The organism is Pseudomonas sp. 10-1B (assembly GCF_000935045.1).
GTDB lineage: Bacteria > Pseudomonadota > Gammaproteobacteria > Pseudomonadales > Pseudomonadaceae > Aquipseudomonas.
Genome location: NZ_JYKS01000001.1, coordinates 56,913 through 82,318 on the forward strand (window position 1 = coordinate 56,913; position 25,406 = coordinate 82,318).

General features: G+C 62.2%; 20 protein-coding genes. 9 read left to right on the plus strand and 11 right to left on the minus strand.

The window, feature by feature from the left end; all coding sequences use genetic code 11:
* The first annotated feature begins 267 nt into the window (after window positions 1–267).
* Complete coding sequence (locus TZ03_RS00260; protein WP_051094893.1) at window positions 268–585, plus strand: hypothetical protein; 318 nt, start codon at window positions 268–270, stop codon at window positions 583–585.
* Window positions 586–755: 170 nt separating this feature from the next.
* A complete protein-coding gene (locus tag TZ03_RS00265) occupies window positions 756–1,544 on the plus strand; it encodes a substrate-binding periplasmic protein (protein WP_051094894.1) in 789 nt (262 codons plus the stop codon).
* A gap of 167 nt (window positions 1,545–1,711) precedes the next feature.
* Here the strand turns inward: TZ03_RS00265 and TZ03_RS00270 are convergent, their stop codons facing one another.
* Together TZ03_RS00270 and TZ03_RS00275 are read right to left on the minus strand one after the other, a co-directional pair.
* Window positions 1,712–3,973, minus strand: coding sequence for a xanthine dehydrogenase family protein molybdopterin-binding subunit (locus TZ03_RS00270; RefSeq protein WP_051094895.1), 2,262 nt, complete (start codon window positions 3,971–3,973; stop codon window positions 1,712–1,714).
* Entirely contained in the window at window positions 3,973–4,428 is a 456-nt protein-coding gene (locus TZ03_RS00275; protein WP_051094896.1) for a (2Fe-2S)-binding protein, read from the minus strand. Before TZ03_RS00275 ends, TZ03_RS00270 begins: the two co-directional genes overlap by 1 nt.
* A gap of 404 nt (window positions 4,429–4,832) precedes the next feature.
* Between TZ03_RS00275 and TZ03_RS00280 the strand changes: the two genes are divergently transcribed.
* Window positions 4,833–7,019 carry an OsmC domain/YcaO domain-containing protein gene (locus TZ03_RS00280; protein WP_051094897.1) on the plus strand — a complete coding sequence of 729 codons (2,187 nt, stop codon included), beginning with the start codon at window positions 4,833–4,835 and terminating at the stop codon, window positions 7,017–7,019.
* 257 nt (window positions 7,020–7,276) lie between these two features.
* On the opposite strand, the gene TZ03_RS00285 is transcribed toward TZ03_RS00280, so the two are convergent.
* The 3 genes from TZ03_RS00285 to TZ03_RS00295 form a co-directional block, all read right to left on the minus strand.
* Window positions 7,277–8,155, minus strand: a complete 879-nt coding sequence (locus tag TZ03_RS00285; protein WP_051094898.1) for a DUF6708 domain-containing protein — start codon at window positions 8,153–8,155, stop codon at window positions 7,277–7,279.
* A gap of 4 nt (window positions 8,156–8,159) precedes the next feature.
* On the minus strand, window positions 8,160–11,150 hold the full coding sequence (locus tag TZ03_RS00290) for a T6SS effector BTH_I2691 family protein (RefSeq protein WP_051094899.1): 2,991 nt from the start codon (window positions 11,148–11,150) through the stop codon (window positions 8,160–8,162).
* Between the two features lie 364 nt (window positions 11,151–11,514).
* Window positions 11,515–11,814, minus strand: coding sequence for a hypothetical protein (locus tag TZ03_RS00295; RefSeq protein ID WP_051094900.1), 300 nt, complete (start codon window positions 11,812–11,814; stop codon window positions 11,515–11,517).
* Between the two features lie 163 nt (window positions 11,815–11,977).
* On the opposite strand from TZ03_RS00295, the gene TZ03_RS00300 reads away from it, so the two are divergent.
* The 4 genes from TZ03_RS00300 (at window position 11,978) to TZ03_RS00315 (ending at window position 15,184) form a co-directional block, all read left to right on the plus strand.
* Window positions 11,978–12,406 (plus strand): DUF2231 domain-containing protein, encoded by a 429-nt coding sequence (locus TZ03_RS00300; protein ID WP_051094901.1) that lies wholly within the window; start codon window positions 11,978–11,980, stop codon window positions 12,404–12,406.
* On the plus strand, window positions 12,403–13,695 hold the full coding sequence (locus tag TZ03_RS00305; RefSeq protein WP_051094902.1) for a PQQ-dependent sugar dehydrogenase: 1,293 nt from the start codon (window positions 12,403–12,405) through the stop codon (window positions 13,693–13,695). The genes TZ03_RS00300 and TZ03_RS00305 overlap by 4 nt, the downstream gene beginning before the upstream one ends.
* A gap of 197 nt (window positions 13,696–13,892) precedes the next feature.
* Window positions 13,893–14,474, plus strand: coding sequence for a hypothetical protein (locus TZ03_RS00310; RefSeq protein WP_051094903.1), 582 nt, complete (start codon window positions 13,893–13,895; stop codon window positions 14,472–14,474).
* A gap of 191 nt (window positions 14,475–14,665) precedes the next feature.
* On the plus strand, window positions 14,666–15,184 hold the full coding sequence (locus tag TZ03_RS00315; RefSeq protein WP_051094904.1) for a DMT family transporter: 519 nt from the start codon (window positions 14,666–14,668) through the stop codon (window positions 15,182–15,184).
* On the opposite strand, the gene TZ03_RS00320 is transcribed toward TZ03_RS00315, so the two are convergent.
* A complete protein-coding gene (locus TZ03_RS00320) occupies window positions 15,185–16,093 on the minus strand; it encodes a LysR family transcriptional regulator (protein WP_051094905.1) in 909 nt (302 codons plus the stop codon).
* Window positions 16,094–16,395: 302 nt separating this feature from the next.
* On the opposite strand from TZ03_RS00320, the gene TZ03_RS00325 reads away from it, so the two are divergent.
* Window positions 16,396–17,610: a YeeE/YedE family protein gene (locus tag TZ03_RS00325; protein ID WP_051094906.1), complete on the plus strand. Its 1,215-nt coding sequence runs from the start codon at window positions 16,396–16,398 to the stop codon at window positions 17,608–17,610.
* Window positions 17,611–17,981: 371 nt separating this feature from the next.
* Here the strand turns inward: TZ03_RS00325 and TZ03_RS00330 are convergent, their stop codons facing one another.
* Entirely contained in the window at window positions 17,982–18,311 is a 330-nt protein-coding gene (locus TZ03_RS00330; RefSeq protein WP_051094907.1) for a hypothetical protein, read from the minus strand.
* Between the two features lie 182 nt (window positions 18,312–18,493).
* Here TZ03_RS00330 and TZ03_RS00335 point away from each other — a divergent pair, with 182 nt between their 5' ends.
* Complete coding sequence (locus TZ03_RS00335; protein WP_051094908.1) at window positions 18,494–19,243, plus strand: FadR/GntR family transcriptional regulator; 750 nt, start codon at window positions 18,494–18,496, stop codon at window positions 19,241–19,243.
* Window positions 19,244–19,537: 294 nt separating this feature from the next.
* Here the strand turns inward: TZ03_RS00335 and TZ03_RS00340 are convergent, their stop codons facing one another.
* The 4 genes from TZ03_RS00340 to kdgD form a co-directional block, all read right to left on the minus strand.
* Window positions 19,538–21,118, minus strand: coding sequence for an aldehyde dehydrogenase (NADP(+)) (locus TZ03_RS00340; protein WP_051094909.1), 1,581 nt, complete (start codon window positions 21,116–21,118; stop codon window positions 19,538–19,540).
* A 162-nt stretch (window positions 21,119–21,280) separates the two neighbouring features.
* Window positions 21,281–22,834, minus strand: coding sequence for a galactarate dehydratase (gene garD, locus TZ03_RS00345; protein ID WP_051094910.1), 1,554 nt, complete (start codon window positions 22,832–22,834; stop codon window positions 21,281–21,283).
* Window positions 22,835–22,912: 78 nt separating this feature from the next.
* Entirely contained in the window at window positions 22,913–24,277 is a 1,365-nt protein-coding gene (locus TZ03_RS00350; RefSeq protein WP_051094911.1) for an MFS transporter, read from the minus strand.
* 105 nt (window positions 24,278–24,382) lie between these two features.
* Complete coding sequence (kdgD, locus tag TZ03_RS00355; RefSeq protein WP_051094912.1) at window positions 24,383–25,294, minus strand: 5-dehydro-4-deoxyglucarate dehydratase; 912 nt, start codon at window positions 25,292–25,294, stop codon at window positions 24,383–24,385.
* Window positions 25,295–25,406 lie beyond the last annotated feature (112 nt).

The window sequence follows — 25,406 nt, forward strand, 5'->3', positions numbered from 1 at the left end:
GTTGTGTGGGCTACCGAGTTCGTGACTGCCTCGGCGGGGAGACTTGCTGGCGCGATTATCCTGCGCACCAAACAACCTGGCCTGTCCCGATAACGCCCCGGGTCATCCATTGCGCGACGTGTGAAATGCTTTTAGTTCCGGGGGCGATGGCCCATTCTGCCTCGCGTTCTGGTACCCTGATGAGCATTACCCGGGCCTGCACATCCGAGCACCGTAGACGCGCTGCTGCTTGTGGGCCGGGCCGCACCAGGAAACGGAGATTCGTCAATGGCCACTGACCGTGTGAGCCTGATTCATTTCGATAAATTGAGCATGAGCCCTGCCGCTGCCGATCGGTTCCAGAAAGCCCTCGACGCCCTGGAAGCGCTCAAGTTGCAGGACCGTTACGTATACCTCATCGCTCCTTATCTGGGTGATATCGCTGACGCCTCCGATCCCGAGCAGTTGGCCACCGCCCTGGAGCAGAGCATCCGTGTGGTCGATGAGCTGCTGGCTGCCAGGTCGGTCAGCAAGGTCAAGGCCGCGGAACTGCGCCAGGTGTGTCAGGACGCCGCCGGGCGTGCGCGGGCAGAAATGCCTGGCTGAGTGCCGGCCGAAGCTGGTTGCTGTGCATGCAGCCTTCCTGTTTTTCTGGCCGCTCCTGGTCCAGACTGTCTACAACACCCACAGATGAATACTGCAGTCGACCGCCGGATATGGCAGCCTTTGGCCAGCCATACTGGGGTGCTGGATGTTCCATGTGCCGAGGGTTGTAGATGATCAAGCGCTGCTTTCGCCACGCCTTGTCGTTGCTGGGCCTTGCGCTGCTGCCCTTGGCTGTGGTAGCGCAAGAGCCATGCCAGCGGCTGACTGCTACCGGCAACCCCGAATACCCCCCATACCTGTGGCGCGACCCGCAAAACCCCCAGCAACTGATCGGTGCCAATGCCGACCTGCTCAAGTACCTGGGCAGGCAACTGGGCCTGGAAATCGAGGTGGTCTACGCTGGGCCGTGGTCGCGTGCCCAGGAAGAAGTGCGCACGGGCCGGATCGACCTGATGGCCGGGTATTTCATGACCCAGGCCCGCCAGCGCCAGATGGACTTCGTCGTCCCACCATTCCTGCACACCCCCAGCGTGGTCTGGGTGCGCCAGGACAATGCCTTTGCCTACGGGCAATGGGCCGACCTGAGGGGGCGCAAGGGCGGGACTCTTGTCAACAACAGCCACGGCCAGCAGTTCGATGACTACGCCAAGGCCAACCTCACCCTCGAAGCGGTGCCCAGTGCCAGGCAGGCGTTCGAGAAACTGATGCACAAGCGCAGCGATTACGTGGTGTACGAGCAGTACCCCGGCATGGCGCTGGCGCGCACACTGGGTATTGCAGACACGGTGCAGGTGCTGGAGCCGCCGGTTTCCAGCGAAGGGCTGTACTTGGCGCTGTCGCATGAGTCGCCCTGCAACCAGCCGCAACTGCGTGAGACGCTGGCGCGGGAAATGGAAAAGATCGTTGCCGGGGCGCTGCCGGAGCAGTTGCTGCAGCAGAACCTCGAGCGCTGGCAGTAACGGTCAGCGCATATGCAAAATGATCGGGCTACTGCTGGCCGGGTCGGTATGCTCCCGCAGTTTACCCACTGCCTGTGCATTCACTGCACCGCCCTGGTTCCCCCAGGCAGCGCCAGCCAGCCAGCGGTTCTTGCGAAGCGGTGGGTCATGGGGCGTTCCTTGTGCGGTCAGCTGAAGGTATGGCGGCTCAACGGCAGGCTACGCACGCGCTGGCCGGTGAGCTGCGCGACGGCGTTGGCCACTGCCGGTGCCACGGCGGGCAACGGCGGCTCGCCGATGCCGCCCATCTTCGCTCCGCTTTCGACGATGCGCACATGCACCCGGGCCATGCGCGAGGGCGGCAGGATCGGGTACAGGTCGTAGTTGCGCGCGCGTGGCTTGCCGTCGACGTAAACCGCTTCTTCCAGCAGCGTCTGCGACAGGCCCAGCGCGACGGCCCCGTTGACCTGGTGCTCGATGATCGCCGGGTTGACGATGCTGCCTGGGTCGATGGCCTGCCAGATGTCATGCACTTTGACCTGGCCGTTTTCGATCGACACCTCGGCAATGGCCGCTGCCTGCGAGCCGAACGGTGAGGCCATGGCCACGCCGCGCGCCCGCTTGCTGCCATCTTCGGCGGTGAACGGCCCACGCTTCCAGCCCCCGGACAGTTCGGCGACCGCCTGCAGCAGGTTGGTCAAGCGCGGGTTATCGCGTAGCAGGTGCAGGCGCAGTTCGAACGGGTCCTTGCCGCCTTTGTCGGCCAGTTCGTCAAGGAACGACTCGTAGAAGAAGTCGTTCAGCGAGTTGCCCACCGAGCGCCAGTAACCGAGCATGGCTGGGCCTTTGACGTAGATCTGCGCGATGCGTCTGTTGGCGATGGCGTAGGCCTTGCCCGACAGCCCTTCGAGTGCGGTCGGGTCAAGCTTGTCACCTTGCTTGCCGGCGATGGCTTCGGTCGGGCCTTCGGTGGCGCTTACTGCTTCGAGGGCCACCGGCAGGCCGTCGGCATCCAGCCCAGCACGGAACTTCACCACCGCGACCGGGCGCAGTACATCACGCAGGAACTCTTCTTCGCGGCTCCAGATGAGCTTCACCGGGCGGCCAACGGCCTTGGCCAGGGCAATGGCCTGGGGGTAGGGGTTGGCCGAGTCGTACAGAAAGTGGCGGCCAAAGAAACCGCCCAGCAATGGCGAATGCAGGGCGATCTGCGCAGGGGCCAGGCCGGTGCGCTTGGCGATGTCGTCGCGGAACATGTCCGGCGCCTGGTTGGGCAGCCAGACCTCCAGAGTACCGTCGGGATTGAAGCGCGCCAGTGCCGATGGCGGTTCCAGCTGGGCATGGTTGAGGTACTGGTTGTGATAGGTCGCCTCGACCCGGGTCTTGGCATTGGCCAGCACGCCTGCCACATCGCCCTGGTTTTCCTCGTCACGGGCCGGGCCCTCGACCGTGGCCAGGTGTTCGCGCCAGCCATCGCTGGAGAAGTCGGCCGGCATTGCTCGTACCGGGCTGTCGGCGGCAGGCTCTTGCCAGTCCACCTGGATGGCTTCGACTGCGCGCTTGGCATGCCACCAGCGCTCGGCGACCACCGCCACGGCGCCCGGCAACCGATGCACCGAGTGCACGCCCTTCATGGCCTTGACCTGGTCTTCGTTGCGCAGGCTGCCCACGGTCATACCCAGGCGTGGAGCATGTTGCACGGCGGCATGAAGCATGCCGTCGACCTTGATATCGATGGTGTATACGGCTTTGCCGGTGGACTTGTCGTAGGCATCCACCCGGCGTACCGGCTTGCCGATCCAGCGAAACTGGGTAGGGTCGCGCAGCTTGATGCTGGCCGGGTCCGGTACCGGCAGGTCCATGGCACGCCCGGCCAGTTCGCCGTAAGGCACCGAGCGACCCGTCGTGGTATGTACCACGTTGCCCGGCGTGGTGGAGAGCTCGTCGACCGGCACCCCCAGGTGCTCGGCGCCCACCTGCAGTAGCATGGCCCGGGCTAGGGCCCCCAGGCGGCGCATGGTCGGGTAGCTCATGCGCACCGACATGCTGCCGCCGGTGATGCGCATGCCATTTTCCATCACCACATAGGCTTCACCCGGCGGCGCGCTGTCGACCAGGAAGGTGGCCGGGTCGGCGTCCAGTTCTTCACCGACGATCTGCGCCATGGCGGTATAGGTGCCTTGCCCGCCTTCCATGAATGGGCAGAGCAGGCGCACGCGGTTGTCCGGACGAATCTCCAGGAATGCGGGGACCTGAGTGCCGCGCGCCTGTGTGGTGGCCGCAGCCGCCTGTACCCGGGCAGAACCTAGCGGCAGGCCGAGGCCGAGGACCAGGGCACCGGCCGCTGTCCCGGCCAGAAAACGCCGGCGTGACAGGTTGACGGTGACGCCCGGCGCCAGGTCGAGTAGCTCGGCAGGGGAGGTTAGCGGCGTGAGGAGGGGCGTGTTCATCAGGCCTTCTCCCCCAAGGCCAGTTCATGCACGGCGGCATGGATGGCATTGTAGGTGCCGCAGCGGCACAGGTTGATCATGGCCGCCTCGATCTGCGCATCACTGGGCTTTGCCGTGTGCTTGAGTAGCGCCGTGGCCGCGATCACCTGGCCGGACTGACAGTAACCGCACTGGGCCACCTGGTGCTCGACCCAGGCCGCGACCACCCGTTTGCCGACGTCATCGGCCTCGATCGCCTCGATAGTGGTCACCTCGCGCCCGACCACGCCTGCCACCGGGGTAACGCAGGCGCGCACCACGTTACCGTCGACCAGTACCGAACAGGCGCCACACTGGGCCAGGCCGCAGCCATACTTGGTGCCGGTCAGCCCCAGGTCATCGCGGATCACCCACAGCAAGGGCGTGTCGGCGTCCGCCTCGACCTGATAGGTCTTCTGGTTGATGCGTAGTTCCATGGTTCACCTGCCTGTCAACGGTTGCTGTCGCTGTATTTTTTCGAGTGGGGAATACGTTGTTCCCCAATTGGAAAACGCTAGCACAGGGCGGCGACCGCTGGTCTGGTGGCAGTGGCAGGCTCAGAGGATCGGGCAAGTAATCCGGTGGAATGCGCAAGCCGGTACCGGCCCTATCGCCGGCAAGCCAGCTCCCACCTCGACCGCATAGGCCTCAAGCCCTGTGCAGTACCTGTGTGTGGCTTGCCGGCGATGAGGCCAGTCAGGCAATACAAGACAGTTGCTCCCACACTGTGGGAGCTGGCTTGCCGGCGATAGGGCCAGTCAGGCAAACAGGACTTCTGGCTTGAAAACCCGGATAATGCCGGCCACTTTCGTTTTGCACGCTTAAATCACGGTAATCCCGCATGGAAATCAAGGTCAATTTTCTCGACAATCTCCGTCTCGAAGCCAAGTTCGACGACTTCACGGTGATCGCCGACCAACCGATCCGCTACAAGGGTGATGGCTCGGCCCCGGGGCCGTTCGATTACTTCCTGGCGTCTTCGGCCTTGTGCGCGGCTTACTTCGTCAAGCTGTACTGCCAGACGCGCGACATCCCTACCGAAAACATCCGCCTGTCGCAGAACAACATCGTCGATCCGGAAAACCGCTACAACCAGATCTTCAAGATCCAGGTCGAGCTGCCCGAGGACATTTCCGAGAAGGACCGCCAGGGCATCCTGCGCTCCATCGACCGCTGCACGGTGAAGAAGGTGGTGCAGACCGGCCCCGAGTTCGTGATCGAAGTGGTCGACAACCTCGATGCCGATGCCCAGGGCCTGCTGATGCCGGTGTCGGACAGCACCACCTACATCCCCGGCAAGGACCTGCCGCTGGAGCAGACTATCGCCAACATGTCCGGCATCCTCGCCGGGCTGGGGATGAAGATCGAGATCGCTTCGTGGCGCAACATCGTGCCTAACGTTTGGTCGCTGCACGTGCGCGACGCCCAGTCGCCGATGTGCTTCACCAACGGCAAGGGCGCGACCAAGGAGGCCGCGCTGGCCTCCGCACTGGGCGAGTTCATCGAGCGCCTGAACTGCAACTTCTTCTACAACGACCAGTTCTGGGGCGAGGACCTGGCCAACGCGCCGTTCGTGCATTACCCGAACGAGCAGTGGTTCAAGCCTGGCCCACGGGATGCACTGCCGGCCGAGATCCTCGACGAGCACTGCCTGGCAATCTACAACCCGGACGGCGAGCTGCGTGGCTCGCATCTGTACGACACCAATTCGGGCAATACCGCCCGCGGCATCTGCTCGCTACCGTTCGTGCGCCAGTCGGATCAGCAGGTGGTGTACTTCCCGTCCAACCTGATCGAGAACCTGTTCCTCAGCAACGGCATGAGCGCTGGCAACACCCTGGCCGAAGCGCAGGTGCAGTGCCTGTCGGAAATCTTCGAGCGGGCCGTGAAGCGCGAGATCCTGGAAGGCGAGCTGTGCCTGCCGGACGTGCCGCAGGAGGTGCTGGCCAAGTACCCGGCCATCGTCGCTGGCATCCAGGGCCTGGAAGAGCAGGGCTTCCCGGTGCTGGTCAAGGATGCCTCGCTGGGTGGCGAGTTCCCGGTCATGTGCGTGACCTTGATGAACCCGCGTACCGGCGGTGTGTTCGCCTCGTTCGGCGCACACCCGAGCCTGGAAGTGGCGCTGGAGCGCAGCCTCACCGAACTGTTGCAGGGCCGCAGCTTCGAAGGCTTGAACGACCTGCCGCAGCCAACCTTCGAAAGCCACGCGCTGACCGAGCCGAACAACTTCGTCGAGCACTTCATCGACTCCAGCGGTGTGGTGTCGTGGCGCTTCTTCAGCGCCAAGGCCGACTTCGAGTTCGTCGAGTGGGACTTCTCCGGCCACGGCGAGGACTCCAACGTGCAGGAGGCCGAGACCTTGTTCGGCATTCTCGAAGACCTGGGTAAGGAAGTGTACATGGCGGTGTACGACAACCTCGGCGCCACCGCCTGCCGCATCCTGGTGCCGGGCTACTCGGAAATCTACCCGGTCGAGGACCTGATCTGGGACAACACCAACCGCGCCTTGGCGTTCCGCGCCGACATCCTCAACCTGCACAGCCTCGACAGCCGCTCGCTGAAGCTGCTGCTCAAGCGCCTGGACAACTGCGATGTCGATGACTACACCACCATCACCACATTGATCGGCGTCGAGTTCGACGAGAACACGGTGTGGGGCCAACTGACCATTCTCGAGCTGAAGCTGCTGATCTGCCTGGCGGTGCAGCGCTTCGAAGATGCCAAGGAGCTGGTCGAGGCATTCCTGCAGTTCAACGACAACACCGTCGAGCGCGGGTTGTTCTACCAGGCGCTGAACGTGGTGCTGGAAGTGCAGCTGGATGAGGAACTGGAGCTGGACGACTACGAAGCCAACTTCCGCCGCATGTTCGGTAACGTGCGTATGGACGCGGTGCTGGGTTCGGTGAACGGCAGCGTGCGCTTCCATGGCCTGACCCCGACCAGCATGAAGCTCGAAGGCCTCGACCGCCACCTGCGCCTGATCGATAGCTACAAGAAGCTGCACGCGGCCCGGGCCAAGTTCGCCTGATAGCTGCTGCGCCCGAGCGTTGTCTTCTGGCTGTTCCGGCCACATCGCCGGCAAGCCAGCTCCCACAGGTTGGACTGCACAAATCTCAAGAGCAGTGCAGCACTTGTGGGAGCCGGCTTGCCGGCGATGAGGCCAGCAGCCTTCATATAGCGCTTTAGTCTTGGTTATATCCTCAGTTTATCTTTTCGCTTCACGTGGCAAGCGAGTAGTTTTTTGCACCCATCCCTGGAGTCCATGGCGCGTTCACCGCCACATGATTATTCGGGGTTGGCAGGCGCGCCTTCGAATGCCTCCATCGGTGGTGGTGCTGCACGGACATTGAAAAGTTTGCAGATGAAGTACCAACAGATGGCGACGGTCAGGTTGTAAGGGAACAGCACGGCCCAGAACGGCAGTTGCCAGTTCTTCTTGCCCTGCATTTCACCGGGCTCGCCGGTTCGCCACGGGGCGTAGTGGCGCCAGGCTTCTGCCGGGGTCAGGCAGATGGCGTGCAGTGGCTTGTGCCACCAGTTGGGTTCGCCGGGCGGGGGGAGTTTGTCCGGGCCGTGGTCCATGAAGTGGCGGAGGTATTCCCAGACTTCGGCGACGTATTGGATGTCGGACTCGGTGGGTTCGTTACTGTCGACCCACAGGCAGTCTTTCTGATGGAGGCTGCCATCCTCCCGGCGAGGAGCGAAGGCCAGAGCGTAGCTGGTACTGAAGGATGAACCGCCGAATTCGGTGCGTTTGAATAGGCCGCCTCGGATGTTGTTCCATTCAAAGGTTATGAGTTTCCTGAAACGCTTATAGTGGATCTTTTTTGTATTTCTATTTAAGTAGATATTTGACAGGTTTTTTATGAAAAGTATTCTGTAGGCTAGGAATGGTGTGAAAATTAAAGGTAACGATATTAGTATCGCGATAAAAGTGTTGCCGCCATCGATTGAGTAGTCTATCGAGCTGTCAAAAAGATTGTAGTAAGAAAATATGCATGTGAACAAGAACATTGCTGTGTAGATCTTTCCCATGAATACCGAGTCGGACACCCACGGGTTTCGTAAGCATAGATTTGAATCGGTTTTGTGAACAAGCTGGCCAGTAATGTTGGGCTGGGCACCAGATTCATGAAAGGGCTTGAAAAGCCAAATGGTTGCCATATGCTTAGCGTTCCAGATGAATAACGGCAGTGGAAGGGGTGTCGTTAGTTAGCCCCTGATGAACAATGTAGTTAATTTTCAGTGTGGTTGGTCTGATTTGCTTGGCGGCGGCCTTGAAATGAAGCACTAACCCTGCTGGAACAATGTGGCAGTCTGGGTTTGTGGGAAGGCTTGTAAACGAACCGTCAAGGTTTTTTTTGGTTAAGCTGGCTGACCACTCGCTCTGCCCAATTATAAATTGTGGTAAAAGTATGGTGAATTCTACTATTGGATCTTTAGCAATGACTTGGCTGTGGATAATGGTGGCCCAGTCAGGTGTTGGCCACTCGTTGTTTGTTTGCCATTGGGTCGAAAGATTACCGAGGCCAAGTCGTTCCGAATCAGCTGAAGTAAGCTTGATCGGAGAAAATGATTCAATATTCCATGTGTTAATTTCTTCCTGTAAATGACGAAAGGCTGGAAGTTTTTTGTCGAAGTCGAGCTTGATGTTTGTGCGGATTTCTCCATCATTTTCCCTTGTGCCGAAGATGCTTCTGCTGGCCCATAATTCTAAAGGAGAGTGGATTCGCTCATGGACCTTGGAGTGGATATAAAGACCGCCTGCTAATAAAATGGCGCCAGTCAGAACGATACCTGCTGCTGCCCATCCTGCGAAAGGAATGAAGACTGTCGTGCCAGCGATTGCGAGACTTCCTTCTAAAACAAGAACGGAGCCTGCAGCAGTTATTACACCGGCAGTCGCCGTATATAGGCCCGCGGTGCTGTTGCCGTTCTGCCATTGCCGTATTGCCTTAAAGCCATCTGAAAATAGCCCTAGCATTATCGCTGGATAGCCAGATGCACGCGCGTAAAGATTACTGCTTAAGAATTTTATAAACCCGTTGCCAAAAGCCATTCCTGGTGCTGTTGAGCTCAACCTCAGCATGACGGCCTTTTGCGTTGCGCGCACGCTGACCATAGTTGCTGCCGCCGCACCAATCACCCCAAAAATCGATGAAGCGAACCCCAGGGTGTATTCCGGGGCATCGCTCTGCTGCAGGCTGTTATAGGCGGTCTTGAGCGAGATCACGTTGAACCACAGCATGCCCGCGTTCAAACCACCGCCAACGCCCGAGGTAAGTAACCCGAGAAAGCTGGGTTTCACTCGCGCAGTGGTGGTCAGTTCGATCGACACCGCCCGGCTACCCGAAATGCGCAACTCTTTCATCTCTTCCACCTGCGCCATGCCGCTCTTCAAATACCTCTGTACCTCCTGGCTAAATGGATTGTCCGTGATGGCCTGCTCGGTGATCCGGTAGCGCGCCGCCAGTAGTCCCAGCGCTTTCTCGGCATTGGCCTCGCGCGCCGCCAACAACACCTGCTGATGCAGGCCATGGCTGGCATCCCAGCGGGTTTGCCCACGCAGGCGTTTGAGTACCACGGTATTGACCGACTGGGCGGTAAGGTCGGTGATGCCGGCCATGGCCGGAAAACGGCCGGCCAACCCTTCGATCACGTTGTCGCTGGCACCGAACAAGCTGCCGATCGAGTCGGCCTTGTCCTTGAACGGATTGAACGGCGCCAGGGCGGTGTACAGCGGGCTGTCATGTTGATCGAGCCACTGTTCGAGGCGTTTGAGTCGCTGATCCTGTTCTTCGGTACCGGGTGCCGGCTGGCCCATCGGTTGAATCAGCAGCGCCAATGAAATTTCCAGCCCGCGGGCGGAAGCGACTTCATCGCGGTCGTAACAGGCCAAGGCCGCAGCCAGGCTGTAGGGGTTATCGATATGTTGAGGTTCGGCCGTGCCGAGCCAGGCGTCATGATCGTTGCTGGCTTGCAAGGCCTGGTTGCGCAGGGCGGCAACGCGACGTCCCAGCTCATCGCGTTCGGTGAGAAAGCGCCGGTACTTGGCGATATCGAGGCGCTGCGCCAGACGTGCGCCGTTGGGGGAGTAGTCTTCGTGGGTGAGGGCCTGAAAACGTGACTCGGACGGAGACAGGGCGGGACCCCGGCGTTGCATGCCGAGGCGGAGCTCGGCCAGCTCCGGTGAAGGTGCATCCGCCGGGTACAGGCTTTCCAGCGTCTTGTTCAGCAGCATGGCCACCAGGTTGCGATGGTGGAAGTCGCGGCTTTGCACGCTCAGCTGTTCGGCATCCAGCTTGTAGCACGCCGGCACGCGTTCCTGTTCGGGCCCTGGCGCAGGCTTCATGTGCTCCAGCTGCTCGGCGGGTATCAGGTCGCGCAGTTGATGCTGATAGGCAGACACCGTCAGGCTCAGGTCCAGGGCCATGCCTTCGGCGTCGGCGAGCGCCACCACTACCGGTACCTTCGGCTGGGTGTAGGGGTAGTGCCGGCCAATGGCAATGAGGTTGCCGATGGGCAAGGTTTCGCTGATCGGGTCGCTGCTCCAGGTCAGGGGCATGCGCCGCTCGGTGGGCTTGAAATCTTCGACCCAGGTTTGCAGGGCGTTGACCGGCAAGACATGGGGCTGGGTTGACGGGGCGCGGTTGCCGGCTATCAGCTCGGCCATGTCCAGCTGGCGCATGTGCCGTTTGCGCAGGGCTGGCGAACCGGTGATGCGAGCGGTCATGGCGTTGGTCCACAGGTGCGGGCTGTAGCCGATCCACACTTCGCTGGCGGTGTCTTGGCAGGTATCGGCCCACACCCAGCCCATGGCGCGGCTGGACAGGTAGCGTTCACGCAGGTGGTAGTCTTCCAGCCCTTGGTAAAGCAGCTCTTTGTATAGGCCGGCGCCGATGTACTCATGGATGACCAGCTTTTCGCCCAAGGTGCCCTTCATGAACACGTAGACATAGCCTGGGCGCAAGGCGCGCAGGGTATAGGCAGAGTGTTGCAGCGGCCCGAAGCCGTGTTCGAGGTTGAAGCCTGCATCGGCATAGCGGCAGGCGGGCATGTCGCCGGTGCGTGGCACGATGGCATAGCGTATCGGCAGGATGGGGATGCGTGCGCTGCAGGCAGGGCCGGAGGTGGCGCTGCTGACGGAGGCATTGCTCATGCGAGCTCCTTGCTCAGAGAGCAGCCTTTTCGGACCATAGGCGCGAAGCGGCCTGCTCCAGTACTGAAAAGACTGAAAAATCGATTGACTGATACTGTTACGGAAGTGCAGACGTTCCGCTTCGGTTAAGTGCTTTGCGCTGAAATGTTTGTATTGTGGGAAGCCTCTTACTTGATGAAGTAGGAGGATATCTAGTTGTTGAACTTTGAGTGAGAAACAATGCCTCGTCTTTTGCTTTTGAGTCGAGGCTAAAAGTGTAAGATTTTATTTGGGTGTATTTATGTTTCGCTAGCGCAGATTCGTGCGTGGGAAGTTGGAAGTTACTTGTAGGAATTATCTTGCTTATAAGGTTGTTTATATACTGTCAGTTCTTGCACTTGGCCATCACCACTTGGCAAGTCCTTGGCGTGCCCCCCGACCGGCTGGCATAGCGCATGCAGTTGTCCATCGATTTCTTCCGGGCCAGACTCAGGGTATCGCCCCAGGCCAAGCCACCCTCGCCGGTGGTGGGGACGGCTTTGGCGAAGCAATTGGAGCCCACTGGAGGTGTGGCGTAGCGGGCCTTGCTGACTTTGCTGGAGCAACCAGCGGTGAGCGCCAGGCTGAGAGCGAGCAGGGTGGCCAGCGTCCAGGAGCCGTTGGGGCGAAGCGGTTTGCTGCTCATGTGTTCCCCTTCTGCACGGGGCACCCAATGCCTTGCAGGATGTTTCATTCAAGCGAAGCGCTGAACTATCGCGTCGTCAAGGGGCTCCTTTACTAAGCGCACCCTGCGCGCCTGGTGGCAAAAGCCCATCAGCCCCTGGGTCACTGAATGAAAAGGAGGCACCGTGACCGCATCTGACCAAACCCTCTACCGCTGTACGCCCAGCCCGCTGCACGCCCTGCTGCTCGCCGGCAGCGTGCCGTTGTTCCTTGGTGCGTTGCTGAGCGATATCGCCTACTACAACAGCTACCAGATCCAGTGGAGCAACTTCGCTGCCTGGCTGATCGCCGGTGCCCTGGTGTTCTGCGGGCTGGCGTTGTTGTTTGCGCTGGCCAACCTGATCCGCGCCGAACGCAAGGGCGGGCGCCCTACGCTGTACTTCGTGCTGCTGCTGGTGACCTGGGTACTTGGGCTGATCAATGCCTTCGAGCATGCCAAGGATGCCTGGGCAGTGATGCCGTCCGGGCTGGTGCTGTCGGTGATCGTGACCGTGCTCGCGGTAATAGCCGCCTGGACCGGTTTGAGCAACCTGCGCTCGGGAGGTGCGGCATGAAGCCTTTGCATGCATTGAGCCTGTTGAGCATGGCGCTGTTGCTGGGTGCCTGTGGTGGCGACGGCGAGCCGACCCAGAGCCATGGCCCCGACCCGAAATTGCCCGAGCCGCAGCGTAGCTTGTTGCCGAGCATGAAGATTGCCCAGCCGGCTGCCTGGGAGGACCAGAAACCCACTGTGCCAGAGGGCTTCAGCGTCACTGCTATCGCCACTGGCCTGAAGATTCCGCGGCAGAGCCTGGTGCTGCCCAATGGCGACATTCTGGTGGCCGAGGGCAGGGGTGGCAGCGCGGCCAAGCTCAAGCCCAAGGATGTGATCGCCAGCCAGATCAAGGCCAAGGGCAACACCCAGGTCAAGGGCGGCAACCGCCTGACTCTGCTGCGCGATGCCGACGGCGATGGTACCTACGAGGTGCAGACGGTGTTCGCGGAAAACCTCAATGCGCCCTATGGCCTGGCCTTTGCCAACGGCAAGTTGTATGTGGCCAATCAGGATGCGCTGGTGCGCTTCGACTACAAAGAAGGGCAGACCCAGGCCGACGGCCCGCCAACCAAAGTCACCGACCTGCCGGCCGAGATCAACCACCACTGGACCAAGGCGCTGACGGCCAGCACGGATGGGCGCTACCTGTATGTGGGCATCGGCTCCAACAGCAATATCACCGAGCGTGGCCTGGAGGTGGAGATCGACCGGGCCATGGTCTGGCAGGTCGATGCCGAAACCGGCGCGCACCGGCCCTATGCCACCGGCTTGCGCAACCCGACGGCGCTGGCGATCCAGCCGCAGACCGGGCAGTTGTGGGCGGTGGTCAACGAGCGTGATGAACTGGGCCCCGATCTGGTGCCGGACTACCTCACCTCGGTGCGTGAAGGCGAGTTCTACGGCTGGCCTTACAGCTATTGGGGGCAGAACGTGGATGAGCGGGTCCGCCCGCAAAATCCTGCCAAGGTCGCGGCGGCGATCAAGCCGGACTACAGCCTGGGCTCGCATGTGGCTGCGCTGGGCGTGAGCTTTTCGCTCCCGGCGATGGGCGAGCGTTTCGCTGACGGTGTGTTCGTGGGCGAGCACGGTAGCTGGAACCGCCCTAATCCCGTGGGCTACAAGGTGATCTTCGTGCCGTTCAGCAATGGCAAGCCGGCCGGGGAACCGATCGACTTCGCCACAGGCTTTCGCGGTGAAGATGGCAAGACCCGCGGGCGGCCGGTGGGGGTGACGGTGGACCCGCGCGGGGCGTTGATCATTGCCGACGACCTGGCGAATACGGTGTGGCGGGTGACGCGTAACCGCTGAGCCATTGCCTTGCGCAAATCTAACTGGTTTGCGCACCCCCTGTGGGACTGCGCAGGCTTCAGGGGCCGCGCAGTGTCCCTGAGGCCGCGGATGGGCGCATGGGGTGGGTACCAGCAAAACGGCAGGTACGGACTATGCTTGTCGGCGCATGAACATTTTGCGCACCTACTTGGTCTTGATCACATGGAAGCAGGCCTATGAAACCGATTCGTTCTCTCGCTCGTGCTGTAGCCCTTGCCACGCTGGCCTCTGCTGCCAGCCTCATGGCGCAGGCTGCCGATATTCCCATCGGCAGCGAGGCGCTGGAAAGCCATGTCACCACTCAGGTGACGGCCATTGACCTGGCCAACCGCCAGGTCACCGTGAAAGGCCCGGATGACAAGAAGGACGTGACCTTCCAGCTCACGGAGAAGGCCAAGGCGCTGCCTAACCTGAAGGTGGGTGACCAGGTCGACATCTATGTGACCCGAGCGGTGGCCTATGTGCTCAATACGGATGTGGGCGGGGCGCCGAAGGCAAGTGAAGAGTCCGGAACCATCCGCGCCACCGCCGACAACCCTAACCCGGGCGGCGAGGCGTTCCGCCAGGTCAGGGTTACATCGCAGATCAAGAAGATCGACCTTAAGCAGCATGAAGTGAGCCTGCTGCCGCCAGAAGGCAAGCTGCAGGTTGTCAAGGTCGAGAACCCTGAGCTGCAGGAGCGTATGAAGAACCTCAAGATCGGCCAGACGGTCGATGCGATCTACACCGAAGTGCTGCGCGTGGAAACCTCGCGCTGACCTTGGGCGCTGCCGACCTCGGGGGGCTCTCGGGGTCGTATGCGGGGCTAGGCGTCGATCAGGGCTTGGGCTGGATGAAAGGCCCGTTCGAACATGCATGCTACGAATAGATGGCATGCGGAGTTTTGATTTCCATCAGTACGGCGGATTACGCATCATGGTGCCCATCGAGACGGTGGATGAGGGCAACCATGTTCAGTAAATCAATGCTTCTGCTGGCACTTCCAATGGTCATGGCGCTGCTTGCCGGTGCCGTGCTGCCGTTCCAGGCTGCGGGTAACGCCGCCGTTGGCCGGGCACTGGGGCACTGGTTGTGGGGCGCGTTCACCTCGTTGACGGTGAGCTCGCTGGTGGTGATCGCTGCGTTGCTGATCCTCAGGGTACCTGCACCGGACATGGGCAAGGCGTTGCAGGGGCCTTGGTGGCTGTGGGTCGGTGGAGTGCTGGGGGCGATGTATGTGGCCGGTGCGGCGGCGCTCACCCACAAGTTAGGCGCCGCCGGGTTTCTGGTGCTGGTAGTGGCGGGGCAGATCATCACCGCAGTGGTCGCTGACCATTTCGGGGTGATGGGGCTGGGTGGCAAACCGCTCAGTTTGGCCAGGCTGGCGGGCGTGGCGCTGATCCTGTGCGGTGTAGTGTTGGTGCAGGGCAATTGGGCAGCGGGCTCGCCGGCCAGTACTGTTGCGGTGGTGAAGCAGACAGAGGGTTGATCAGTGCCCCGACTGGCTGCAGGCCCATACGGTTTCGCGCAGCCAGCGGTGGCCGGGATCGCTGTCCTTGCGGCTGTGCCAGGCCTGCTGGTAGTCGAACGAGGGGATGGCCAGTGGCGGAGTGAACTGGCGTAGGGTCTTGTGCTGATGCAGCGATCCCACTGCGCGGCTGGCCACAGTCAGAATCAGGTCGGTCCCGGCCAGTACCTCGACTGCTGCGCTCCAGTGCGGCAAGGCCAAGGCAATGCGCCGGTGCAGGCCTTGGGCAGCCAGTGCGCGCTCGATTTCATCGAAGGCGTCCGGGCGCATGGCCATCAACACATGCGGGCGTACCAGCCAGTCTTCCAGGCTCAGGCCGCCGCTTGCGGGCAGTACCTGGCGATCGGCAACGCTGATGAAACTGTCGGCAAACAGGGGTTGGGCAGTGATGTCCCGGGGCAGTTCGGGGAACAGGCCCAGGGCCAGGTCCAGTTCGCCGTCGAGCAACTGGGCCAGCATGGTTTCACGGCTGGCCTGGCTGATGGCCAGGTCTACCCCGGGCGCGACCTGGCGCAAGTGGCGCAGCAGGGGCGGCAAGATGATGCGTGAGGAGTAGTCGGACAGCGATAGCCGGAAACGGCGCTGGGCCCTGGCCGGCTCGAACTGCGGGGTGGCCAGCAGTTCGTTGAGGTTGCCCAGGGCATCCTGCAGCGGCTGCGCCAGCGCCTGAGCGCGGGCGGTAAGAGCCATGCCGCCGCTCTGGCGTACCAGCAAGGGGTCGTCGAAATGTTTGCGCAACTGCGCCAGGGCGTGGCTGACCGCCGGTTGGCTGCGGTGCAGGCGCAGGGCGGCGCGGGTCACGTGCTTTTCGCTGAGCAGGGCGTGCAGGGCGAGCAGCAGGTTGAGGTCGATCTTGCGCAGTTCATCCATGGGGTGAATGGCCTTGGGCAATGCGATGAAGAACGATCAGCTTAACAAATGATTCGGCCGCAACGTCCACTCCTTTTAAAGGCAGTGTCTTGGATTGCCTGTCAGGGCTCTATCGCCGGCAAGCCGGCTCCCACAGGTACAGCGCAGATCTCAAGCTTTGTGCAATCCCTGTTGGAGCCGGCTTGCCGGCGATGAGGCCAGAACAGGCAAGACTGTTGTTTGCACAAAAGACCGCGTCGCGTGGACTCCGCGCTGTCTGGCTGTATACTCCCCAACCGTTTTGTTGTTATCCGAGTATTCCGATGGGTCTTTGCGCAACTGCCACACCCGAACCGCGTCGCCTCGGCGCGCCCCTTGTCGCCTTGGCCTTGCTGCTAGCCGGTGCCTGGCTCCTCAACCTCAATGCCGGCTTCAAGCAGGTGTTACTGCTGCTGGTCGGCGCCGCGCTTGGCCTGACGCTGTATCACGCCGCCTTTGGCTTCACCTCGGCCTGGCGGGTGTTCATCAACGAACGCCGTGGTGCAGGCCTGCGTGCGCAGATGGTCATGCTGACCTTGGCGGTATTGCTGTTCTTCCCGGCGCTGGCGGCAGGCAGCCTGTTCGGCAACCCGGTCACTGGCTTGGTGGCCCCGGCGGGTGTGTCGGTGGTGTTCGGTGCGTTCATCTTCGGCATCGGCATGCAACTGGGCGGCGGTTGCGCATCGGGCACGCTGTTTACCGTGGGCGGTGGTAATGCGCGCATGCTGGTGACCCTGCTGTTCTTCATCATCGGCTCGGTCAGCGCCACCCACCATGTCGACTGGTGGTTCGCCTTGCCGTCGTTGCCAGCCACCTCGATCGTGCAGGCCTGGGGTGTGGGGCCGGCACTGCTGGTGAGCCTGGCGGTGTTCGGGCTGATCGCCTGGGCCACCATGGTGCTGGAAAAGCGCAGGCATGGTGCGCTTGAAGCGCCGGTTGCCAGCGAGCACCAGGGGCTGCGCCGCTTTCTGCGTGGTCCCTGGCCGTTGCTGTGGGGCGCAATCGCCCTGGCCTTGCTGAATTACGCGACCCTTGCGCTGGCGGGGCGGCCGTGGGGCATTACCTCGGCCTTCGCCCTGTGGGGGGCCAAGGTCCTCACTGGCCTGGGTGTGGATGTCGGCAACTGGGTGTTCTGGCAAGCGCCGGCCAATGCCAAGGCCTTGGCCTCACCGCTGTGGCAGGACATCACCACGGTAATGAACTTGGGCATCGTGCTGGGTGCGTTGCTGGCGGCGGGCCTGGCCGGTCGCTTTGCGCCAAGCCTGAAGATTCCACTGCCGTCGCTGGTGGCTGCAGTTATTGGTGGCCTGCTGTTGGGCTATGGTTCGCGCCTGGCCTACGGCTGCAACATCGGTGCGTACTTCAGCGGTATCGCCTCGGGTAGCGTGCATGGCTGGCTGTGGCTGGTGGCGGCCTATGCCGGCAACCTCATCGGCGTGCGCCTGCGCCCACTGTTCTTCGCCGGTGAGCGGCGCCCGACGGTGCTCACCGGCTGCTGAGGCGCTGAAGCAATTGCTGCAAGGGGTGCAGAAATCATCTGCACCCCGCCTGATTGTTCAACCTTTCCTACTTGATTAGCTTGATTCGAACACCCACGGTGCTGTCGAAGCGCTTGAGCGCCCTGGAGGCGCGCTTGGGCATTCCCACAGGTGACGGTGGAGGCAGAGCATGCCGACCGCTTCATTACCTGGCCTGGTATGGCGTGCCTGCGCAGTCGGAGGATGTTTCCGGGCATAACTGCTTATGTTTTAGTGGTTTAAGAAGCTTTCCTGAATGGCGGCTGATCTGTGGGAGATCACCCAGCCCAAAGGGTTGGTTAATCTTCTATAAAGCTTTAAGTTATAAACATAACTTATTGATAAACAACAATTTATCGCCTTGCTAAAGCATGCTGCACACATTGCTCATAGTAAGTCTGCTTGATCGCCGCAGGCTTGAGCCGCGAGCGGCTGTTGTAGGTCTGCTCGGTAATGCCGAAGGCGGTCATGCGCATCCACGGTTTGGGGAATTTGCGTACCTGTAGCTTCTTGCGGGTGGCATACAGGGTTACCCCGGAAAGCTTGGCTTGCTGGGCCTCGGCGGCTATCTGCGCGCCCCAGCCGCAGGTGTGGCGATCGTTCTGGCTCAGCGCCCGCGCCTGGGTGCCGAAAGCGAGCGTGGCCAGCAGGCAGCCGGTCATCGGTGCTAGAAGTACTCGCATGTTGCTGTCCTAAGCATATGAAGGAGAAGGAAGTTTGCCTACGCTTGAAGGTGCTGGGGGCCAGCACTTTGCCGTCAGTGTGGCGGTTGCAGGCTTGCTACGAAATACCATGCCGGGTGTATGTGATCGTACAACTGCTTGCGCTATGATGGGCGTTGTCTTTCAAGGTGAAATACAAGGCAATGACAGAGCAGCAGGTACAGGCAAGGACCCGGCGCAAACCACGCAGTCTGGCCCAGGAACTGGTCACGGTGCTGACCGAACGCATTCGCAGCGGCCAGCTCAAGCGCGGCGACAAGCTACCGACCGAGTCGCAGATCATGGCCGAAGAGGGTGTCAGTCGCACCGTGGTGCGTGAGGCGATCTCGCGGCTGCAGGCCGCCGGGCAGGTCGAAACCCGCCACGGCATCGGTACCTTCGTGCTGGATGCGTCGGCGACCGGGGGCTTCCGTATCGACCCGGCGACCGTGGTCACCCTGCGTGAGGTGCTGGCGGTACTGGAGTTGCGCATTGCCCTGGAGATCGAGTCGGCGGGCCTGGCGGCGCAGCGGCGCAGCGATGAAGAGCTGGCCGGCATGCGTGCGGCGCTGGACGAGCTCAACGAAGGGGCGGCGCATGCCACCGATGCGGTGTCGGCGGACTTCCAGTTCCACCTGCGCATTGCCCAGGCCAGTGGCAACCATTACTTCGCCGACATCATCAACCACCTGGGCACCAGTATCATCCCGCGTACCCGGTTGAATTCGGCGCGGCTGGCCCATGATGACCAGGCGCATTACATGAGCCGGCTGATGCATGAGCACGAGGCCATCTACGAAGCCATCGCCCGGCGTGACAGCGAAGGGGCGAAGATGGCCATGCGCATGCACCTGAGCAACAGCCGTGAGCGCTTGCGCCAGGCGCATGAAGAAGCGGAGGCGCAGGGGGCCTGAGCCTTCTGTTGCCTGATCGGGCCTCTTCGCGGGTGAACCCGCGAAGGGGACGGCACAGACAAAAGAAAAAGCCCCGTCGATACGGTAATGCTGTTCACTTAAGCAATTGGGGCCGCTCGGCGGCCCATCGCAGGCAAGCCAGCTCCCACAGGTACAGCACAGACCTCAAGAATTGCACGGTCCTGTGGGAGCTGGCTTGCCTGCGATGGGCTGCGCAGCAGCCCCAATCAGTGTGACATCACACTTAAGTGAACAGCATTGCCGTCGATACGGGGCTTTCTTGGTTCAGAGCGCTCAGATCGAGCCTTCACTCCACTGCCCATTCACCAACCGACGCAGCCCCAGCGGGTTGCCATCGCGTAGTGCCTCGGGCAACAACGCCTGCGGGTAGTTCTGGTAGCACACCGGGCGCAGGAAGCGGTCGATGGCCAGGGTGCCGACCGAGGTGCCACGCGCATCGGAGGTCGCCGGGTAGGGCCCGCCATGGACCATGGCATCACACACCTCGACACCGGTCGGGTAGCCATTGACCAGGATCCGACCAACCTTTTCTTCCAGCAGCGGCACCAGCCAGGCGAAGGCCTGGAAGTCTTCAGGCTCCCCGATCAGCGTCGCGGTCAGCTGGCCACGCAATCCGAGCAGCGCAGCGCGCAGCTGGTCGTTGTCCTGTACCTCGACGGCCACGGTGGTGGGGCCGAACACTTCTTCTTGCAGCAGCGGGTCAGACTCCACCAATAGGCGCGCATCGGCCTTGAACAGCTGGGCGCGGGCCTGGCTGCCTTCCTGCGGCTGGCCGGCCAGGTGCTCGATCCCGGCATGGCCGTGCAGGTGCTCCAGGCCGCCGATGTAGCTGCGCAGGCCGCCGGCGTTGAGCATGGTCTGACCGGCCTGTTGTTCCAGGTGTTGGCCCAGGTCGGCGAGCAACTGGCTGTACTGCGGCGACTGCAGGCCGATCACCAGGCCTGGGTTGGTGCAGAACTGGCCTGCCCCCAGGCACACCGAGCCGGCCAGTTCACGGGCGATGGCGTCGCCACGCTTGGCCAGCGCGCCAGGCAGGATGATCACCGGGTTGATGCTGGACATTTCGGCGAACACCGGGATTGGCTGCGGGCGCTCGGCGGCCATGCGGCACAGGGCGTCGCCGCCTTTCAGCGAGCCGGTGAAGCCAACCGCCTGGATGGCCGGGTGCTTTACCAGCCACTCGCCCACACCACCCCCGAACACCATGTTGAATACACCCTTGGGCATGCCGGTGCGCTCGGCGGCACGCACGATGGCGCAGCCGACCAGGTCGGCGGTGGCCATGTGGCCGCTGTGCGCCTTGAACACCACCGGGCAGCCGGCGGCCAGGGCGGCGGCGGTATCACCACCGGCGGTAGAAAAGGCCAGCGGGAAGTTGCTGGCGCCGAACACCGCTACCGGGCCGACGCCGATGCGCATCTGGCGCAGGTCTACGCGTGGCAGCGGCTGGCGCTCGGGCAGAGCCAAGTCGATGCGCGCGCCGAGGAAGTCGCCACGGCGCAGCACCTGGGCGAACAGGCGCATCTGCCCGCTGGTGCGGCCGCGCTCGCCCTGGATGCGGGCGGCGGGCAGGGCGGTTTCGCGGCAGACGATGGCGACGAAGGCGTCGTCGAGCTCGTCCAGTTCGGCGGCGATGGCGTCGAGGAACTCGGCGCGCCGCGCCGGGGCAAGTTGGCGGAATTCGGCAAAGGCGCTAGCGGCGGCCTTGGCGGCCTGGTCCACTTCGTTTTCGCTGGCCTGGGCGAAGCTGTAGGGCAGGGCTTCGCCAGTGCTGGCGTCCAGGCTCTGCAGGCGCTGTGGGCCAGCGGCGCTGCGCTGGCCGGCGATGAAGTTGTGGCCGAGGATTTCAGGCATGGGGTGCTCCTGTAGGTTGAAAGAAAACTGGCGGTTGTCGCAGTCCGTGTGGGAGCGGGTTCACCCGCGAACACCGGCGAAGCCGGTGCCATGCACCGAGGTGCCTGCTTCGCGGGTGAACCCGCTCCCACACTGGGATCGCGACATCCTGAAAATAGGGCATCAAGTGATCGGCGCCGGGTTGAACAAGGTGATGTCGTTGTGCAAACGGTGCTGTTCGGCCCAGGTCTGCTTGCGGCCGCTGGCCACGTCCAGGTAGTAGTGGAACAGCTCCCAGCCCAGTTCCTCGATAGTCGAGCGGCCGCTGGCGATGCGTCCGGCGTCGATATCGATCAGGTCGGGCCAGCGCTGGGCCAGTTCGCTGCGGGTGCACACTTTGACCACGGGTGCCATGGCCAGGCCGTAAGGTGTGCCACGGCCGGTGGTGAACACGTGCAGGTTCATACCGGCAGCGAGCTGCAAAGTGCCACAGACAAAGTCGCTGGCCGGGGTGGCGCAGAAGATCAGGCCTTTGCGGTTGACCCGCTCGCCCGGGCCGAGAACACCCTGGATGGCGCCACTGCCCGACTTGACGATCGAACCCAGCGATTTCTCGACGATATTCGACAGGCCGCCTTTCTTGTTGCCAGGCGTGGTGTTGGCGCTACGGTCGGCGGCGCCTTGCTGCAGGTAGCGGTCGTACCAGTCCATCTCCCGTACCAGCGCATCGGCGACGTCCTGGTTTTCGGCACGTGAGGTAAGCATGTAGATGGCGTCGCGTACCTCGGTCACTTCCGAGAACAGCACGGTGGCGCCGGCGCGTACCAGCAGGTCTGCGGCGTAGCCCAGCGCCGGGTTGGCGGTGATGCCCGAGAAAGCATCGCTGCCACCGCACTGCATGCCGAGAATCAGCTCGCTGGCCGGCACGGTTTCACGGCGGCGCTGGTCGAGCTTGCTCAGGCGGGTTTCGGCCAGTTCCATGATCTGCTCGATCATTTCCACAAAGCCCAGGCTGGCGTCCTGCAGGCGATAGAGCCATGGTTCGCTGAGGTCCACCGACGGGTCGTCGTCGTGCATCACCTGGCCAGCCTGCAGTTTTTCGCAGCCCAGGCTGATGACCAGGGCCTCGCCGCCCAGGTTGGGGTTGCGCGCCAGGTTGCGCACGGTGCGGATCGGGATGTACGCGTCGCGGGCGTTGATGGCCACGCCGCAGCCGTAGCTGTGGGTGATGGCCACCACGTCATCGACGTTGGGGTATTTGGGCAGCAACTCGCTGCGAATGCGCTTGACCGCATGTTCCAGCACGCCGGTCACGCACTGCACGGTGGTGGTGATGCCGAGGATGTTGCGAGTGCCGACGGTGCCGTCAGCGTTGCGGTAGCCCTCGAAGGTGAAACCTTCGAGCGGTGGCAAGGGCTGCGGGACTGCGTCGCAACGTGGCAGGCTGTCCAGTTCCGGGGCGGCCGGCATGGCCAGCTGGCTTTCCTGAACCCAGCTGCCTTGGCGCAGGTCTTCCAGCGCGTAACCGATGACCTGCCCGTAGCGGCGCACCGGCTCGCCCTTGGCGATGGCCACGGTGGCAACCTTGTGGCTTTGTGGCACGCCTTCGACCAGGGTCAGGCCGTCGGCGAAGCGGGCACCTTCGCCCAGGCCGCCGTCGTTGACCACCACCACGACGTTGTCGTCGTCGTGCAGGCGGACGTAGCGGGGCGAGTCGGAATGTTCGATCAACTGCATGTTTGGGCCCTACTTGTCAGGTTCTCAGGCTTTTTGTACATCCGCCCGCGCCAGCTAAGCCGGCGCGGGCGTGCTCACTCAGTGACGCGAGCTGGCCAGTTCGCCGTTGGCGGCAGGCTCAGCCTGCGGCTTGGGGGCATCGTCGCGCAGCTCGATACGCTTGATCGGGCCGACGATCACCAGGTAGCTGAATACCGCCACCAGGGCATTGGCCCCCACGTACACCAAGGCCCACTTGAACGAGCCGGTAGCGCTGATGATGTAGCCGATGACGATCGGCGTGGTGATCGACGCGATGTTGCCGAAGGTGTTGAACAGGCCACCCGACAGCCCGGCGATCTGCTTGGGCGAGGTATCCGCCACCACCGCCCAGCCCAGCGCGCCGATGCCTTTGCCGAAGAACGCCAGGGTCATGAAGCCGACCACCATCCACTCGGCGTCGACGTAGTTGCAGAACACCATGGTGGTCGACAACAGCAGGCCACAGACGATCGGCAGCTTGCGCGAGAAGGTCAGCGAGTTGCCACGGCGCAGCAGCCAGTCGGAAATCACACCACCCAGCACACCACCGATGAAGCCGCATATCGCCGGTAGCGAGGCGATGAAACCTGCCTTGAGAATGGTCATGCCACGTTCCTGCACCAGGTACACCGGGAACCAGGTGAGGAAGAAGTAGGTGATAGCGTTGATGCAGTACTGGCCCAGGTACACGCCCAGCAGCATGCGGCTGGTCAGCAGTTGCTTGATATAGCCCCATTTCGGGCCGTCGTTGCTGCGCTTCTGGTCCATGTCGACCAGGCCGCCATTCTGCTCGATGTGTTCGAGTTCAGCCTGGCTGATACGTGGGTGCTGCTTGGGGTTGTAGATGGTTCTCAGCCACACCATCGAGAAGATGATGCCCAGCGCACCCATGACCACGAACACGTGCTCCCAGCCGAAGCTGAACACGATCCAGCCCATGATGGGGGCGAACAATGCAGTGGCGAAGTACTGCGCCGAGTTGAAGATGGCCGAGGCGGTGCCGCGCTCCTGGGTCGGGAACCAGGCCGCGACGATCCGAGCGTTACCCGGGAACGACGGGGCTTCGGCGAAACCGACCAGAAAGCGCAGGGTGAACAGGGTTACCACCGCCCAGGCCACTGGCAGGCCACCGACAAAGCCCTGCAGCAGGGTGAACAGCGACCAGGTAAAGATGCTGAAGGCGTAGACGTTCTTGGAACCGAAGCGATCGAGCAGCCAGCCACCAGGAATCTGGCCAGCCACGTAAGCCCATCCGAAGGCGGAGAAGATATAACCGAGGGTTACGGCGTCAATGCCGAGGTCTTTTTGCAGGCTGGAGCCTGCGATGGCGATGGTAGCGCGGTCGGCATAGTTGATCGTGGTCACCAGAAACAGCATGAACAGGATCAGGTAGCGCACATGCGTCTTCTTAGTCGCTTGCATGCTGGTAATACTCCCACTAGTTATTTTTGTGCGGGCTGACGAATTGTAACCGGAGCGGGGCAGGCCCACTCCGGGTGCGGCATATGGCAGGCCGCGGGCAAGTGCTTATTGCGGGCCCATCTTGTCCATCAGTGCAGCGAGCATTTCGTACTCTTCGGCAGTGAGGTCAGTAAGTGGGGTACGCACCGGGCCTGCGTCGTAACCGGCAATCTTGGCGCCAGCCTTGACGATGCTCACGGCGTAGCCTGCTTTGCGGTTGCGAATGTCCAGGTACGGCAGGAAGAAGTCGTCGATCAGCTTGGCCACGGCGGCGTGGTCGTCGCGGGCGATGGCGTTGTAGAAGTCCATGGCGGTTTTCGGTACGAAGTTGAACACTGCGGAGGAGTACACCGGCACACCCAGGGCCTTGTAGGCGGCAGCATACACTTCGGCGGTGGGCAGGCCACCCAGGTAGCTGAAGCGATCGCCCAGGCGACGACGGATCGACACCATCAGCTCGATATCACCCAGGCCGTCCTTGTAGCCGATCAGGTTCGGGCAACGTTCGGCCAGTTTCTCCAGCAGGTCGGCGTTCAGGCGGCAGACGTTGCGGTTGTACACCACGACGCCGATGTTCACCGACTTGCACACCGCTTCGACGTGGGCGGCGACGCCTTCCTGGCTGGCTTCGGTCAGGTAGTGCGGCAGCAGCAGCAGGCCCTTGGCACCCAGGCGCTCGGCTTCTTGCGCGTATTCGATGGCCTGGCGGGTGGAGCCACCGACGCCAGCGAGGATCGGTACCGAAGTGGCGCAGGTGTCGACCGCGGTCTTGATCACCTGGCTGTATTCGCTGGCGGCCAGGGAGAAGAACTCACCGGTGCCACCGGCGGCGAACAGGGCGCTGGCGCCATACGGGGCCAGCCATTCCAGGCGCTTGATGTAGCCAGCCTGGTTGAAGTCGCCCTGGGCATTGAAGTCGGTGACCGGGAAAGACAGCAGGCCGTGGGAGAGGATGGATTTCAGTTCTTGTGGATTCATTGTTGTTGGCATCCTGTGGCGCTTGGGTGAAGGGTGTTGTTCTGTGTTGGAGGTAAGTTATCGTACAACTTGTACGATGACTAGCCCTTTCTTGAGATTTTTTTGTGGCAGG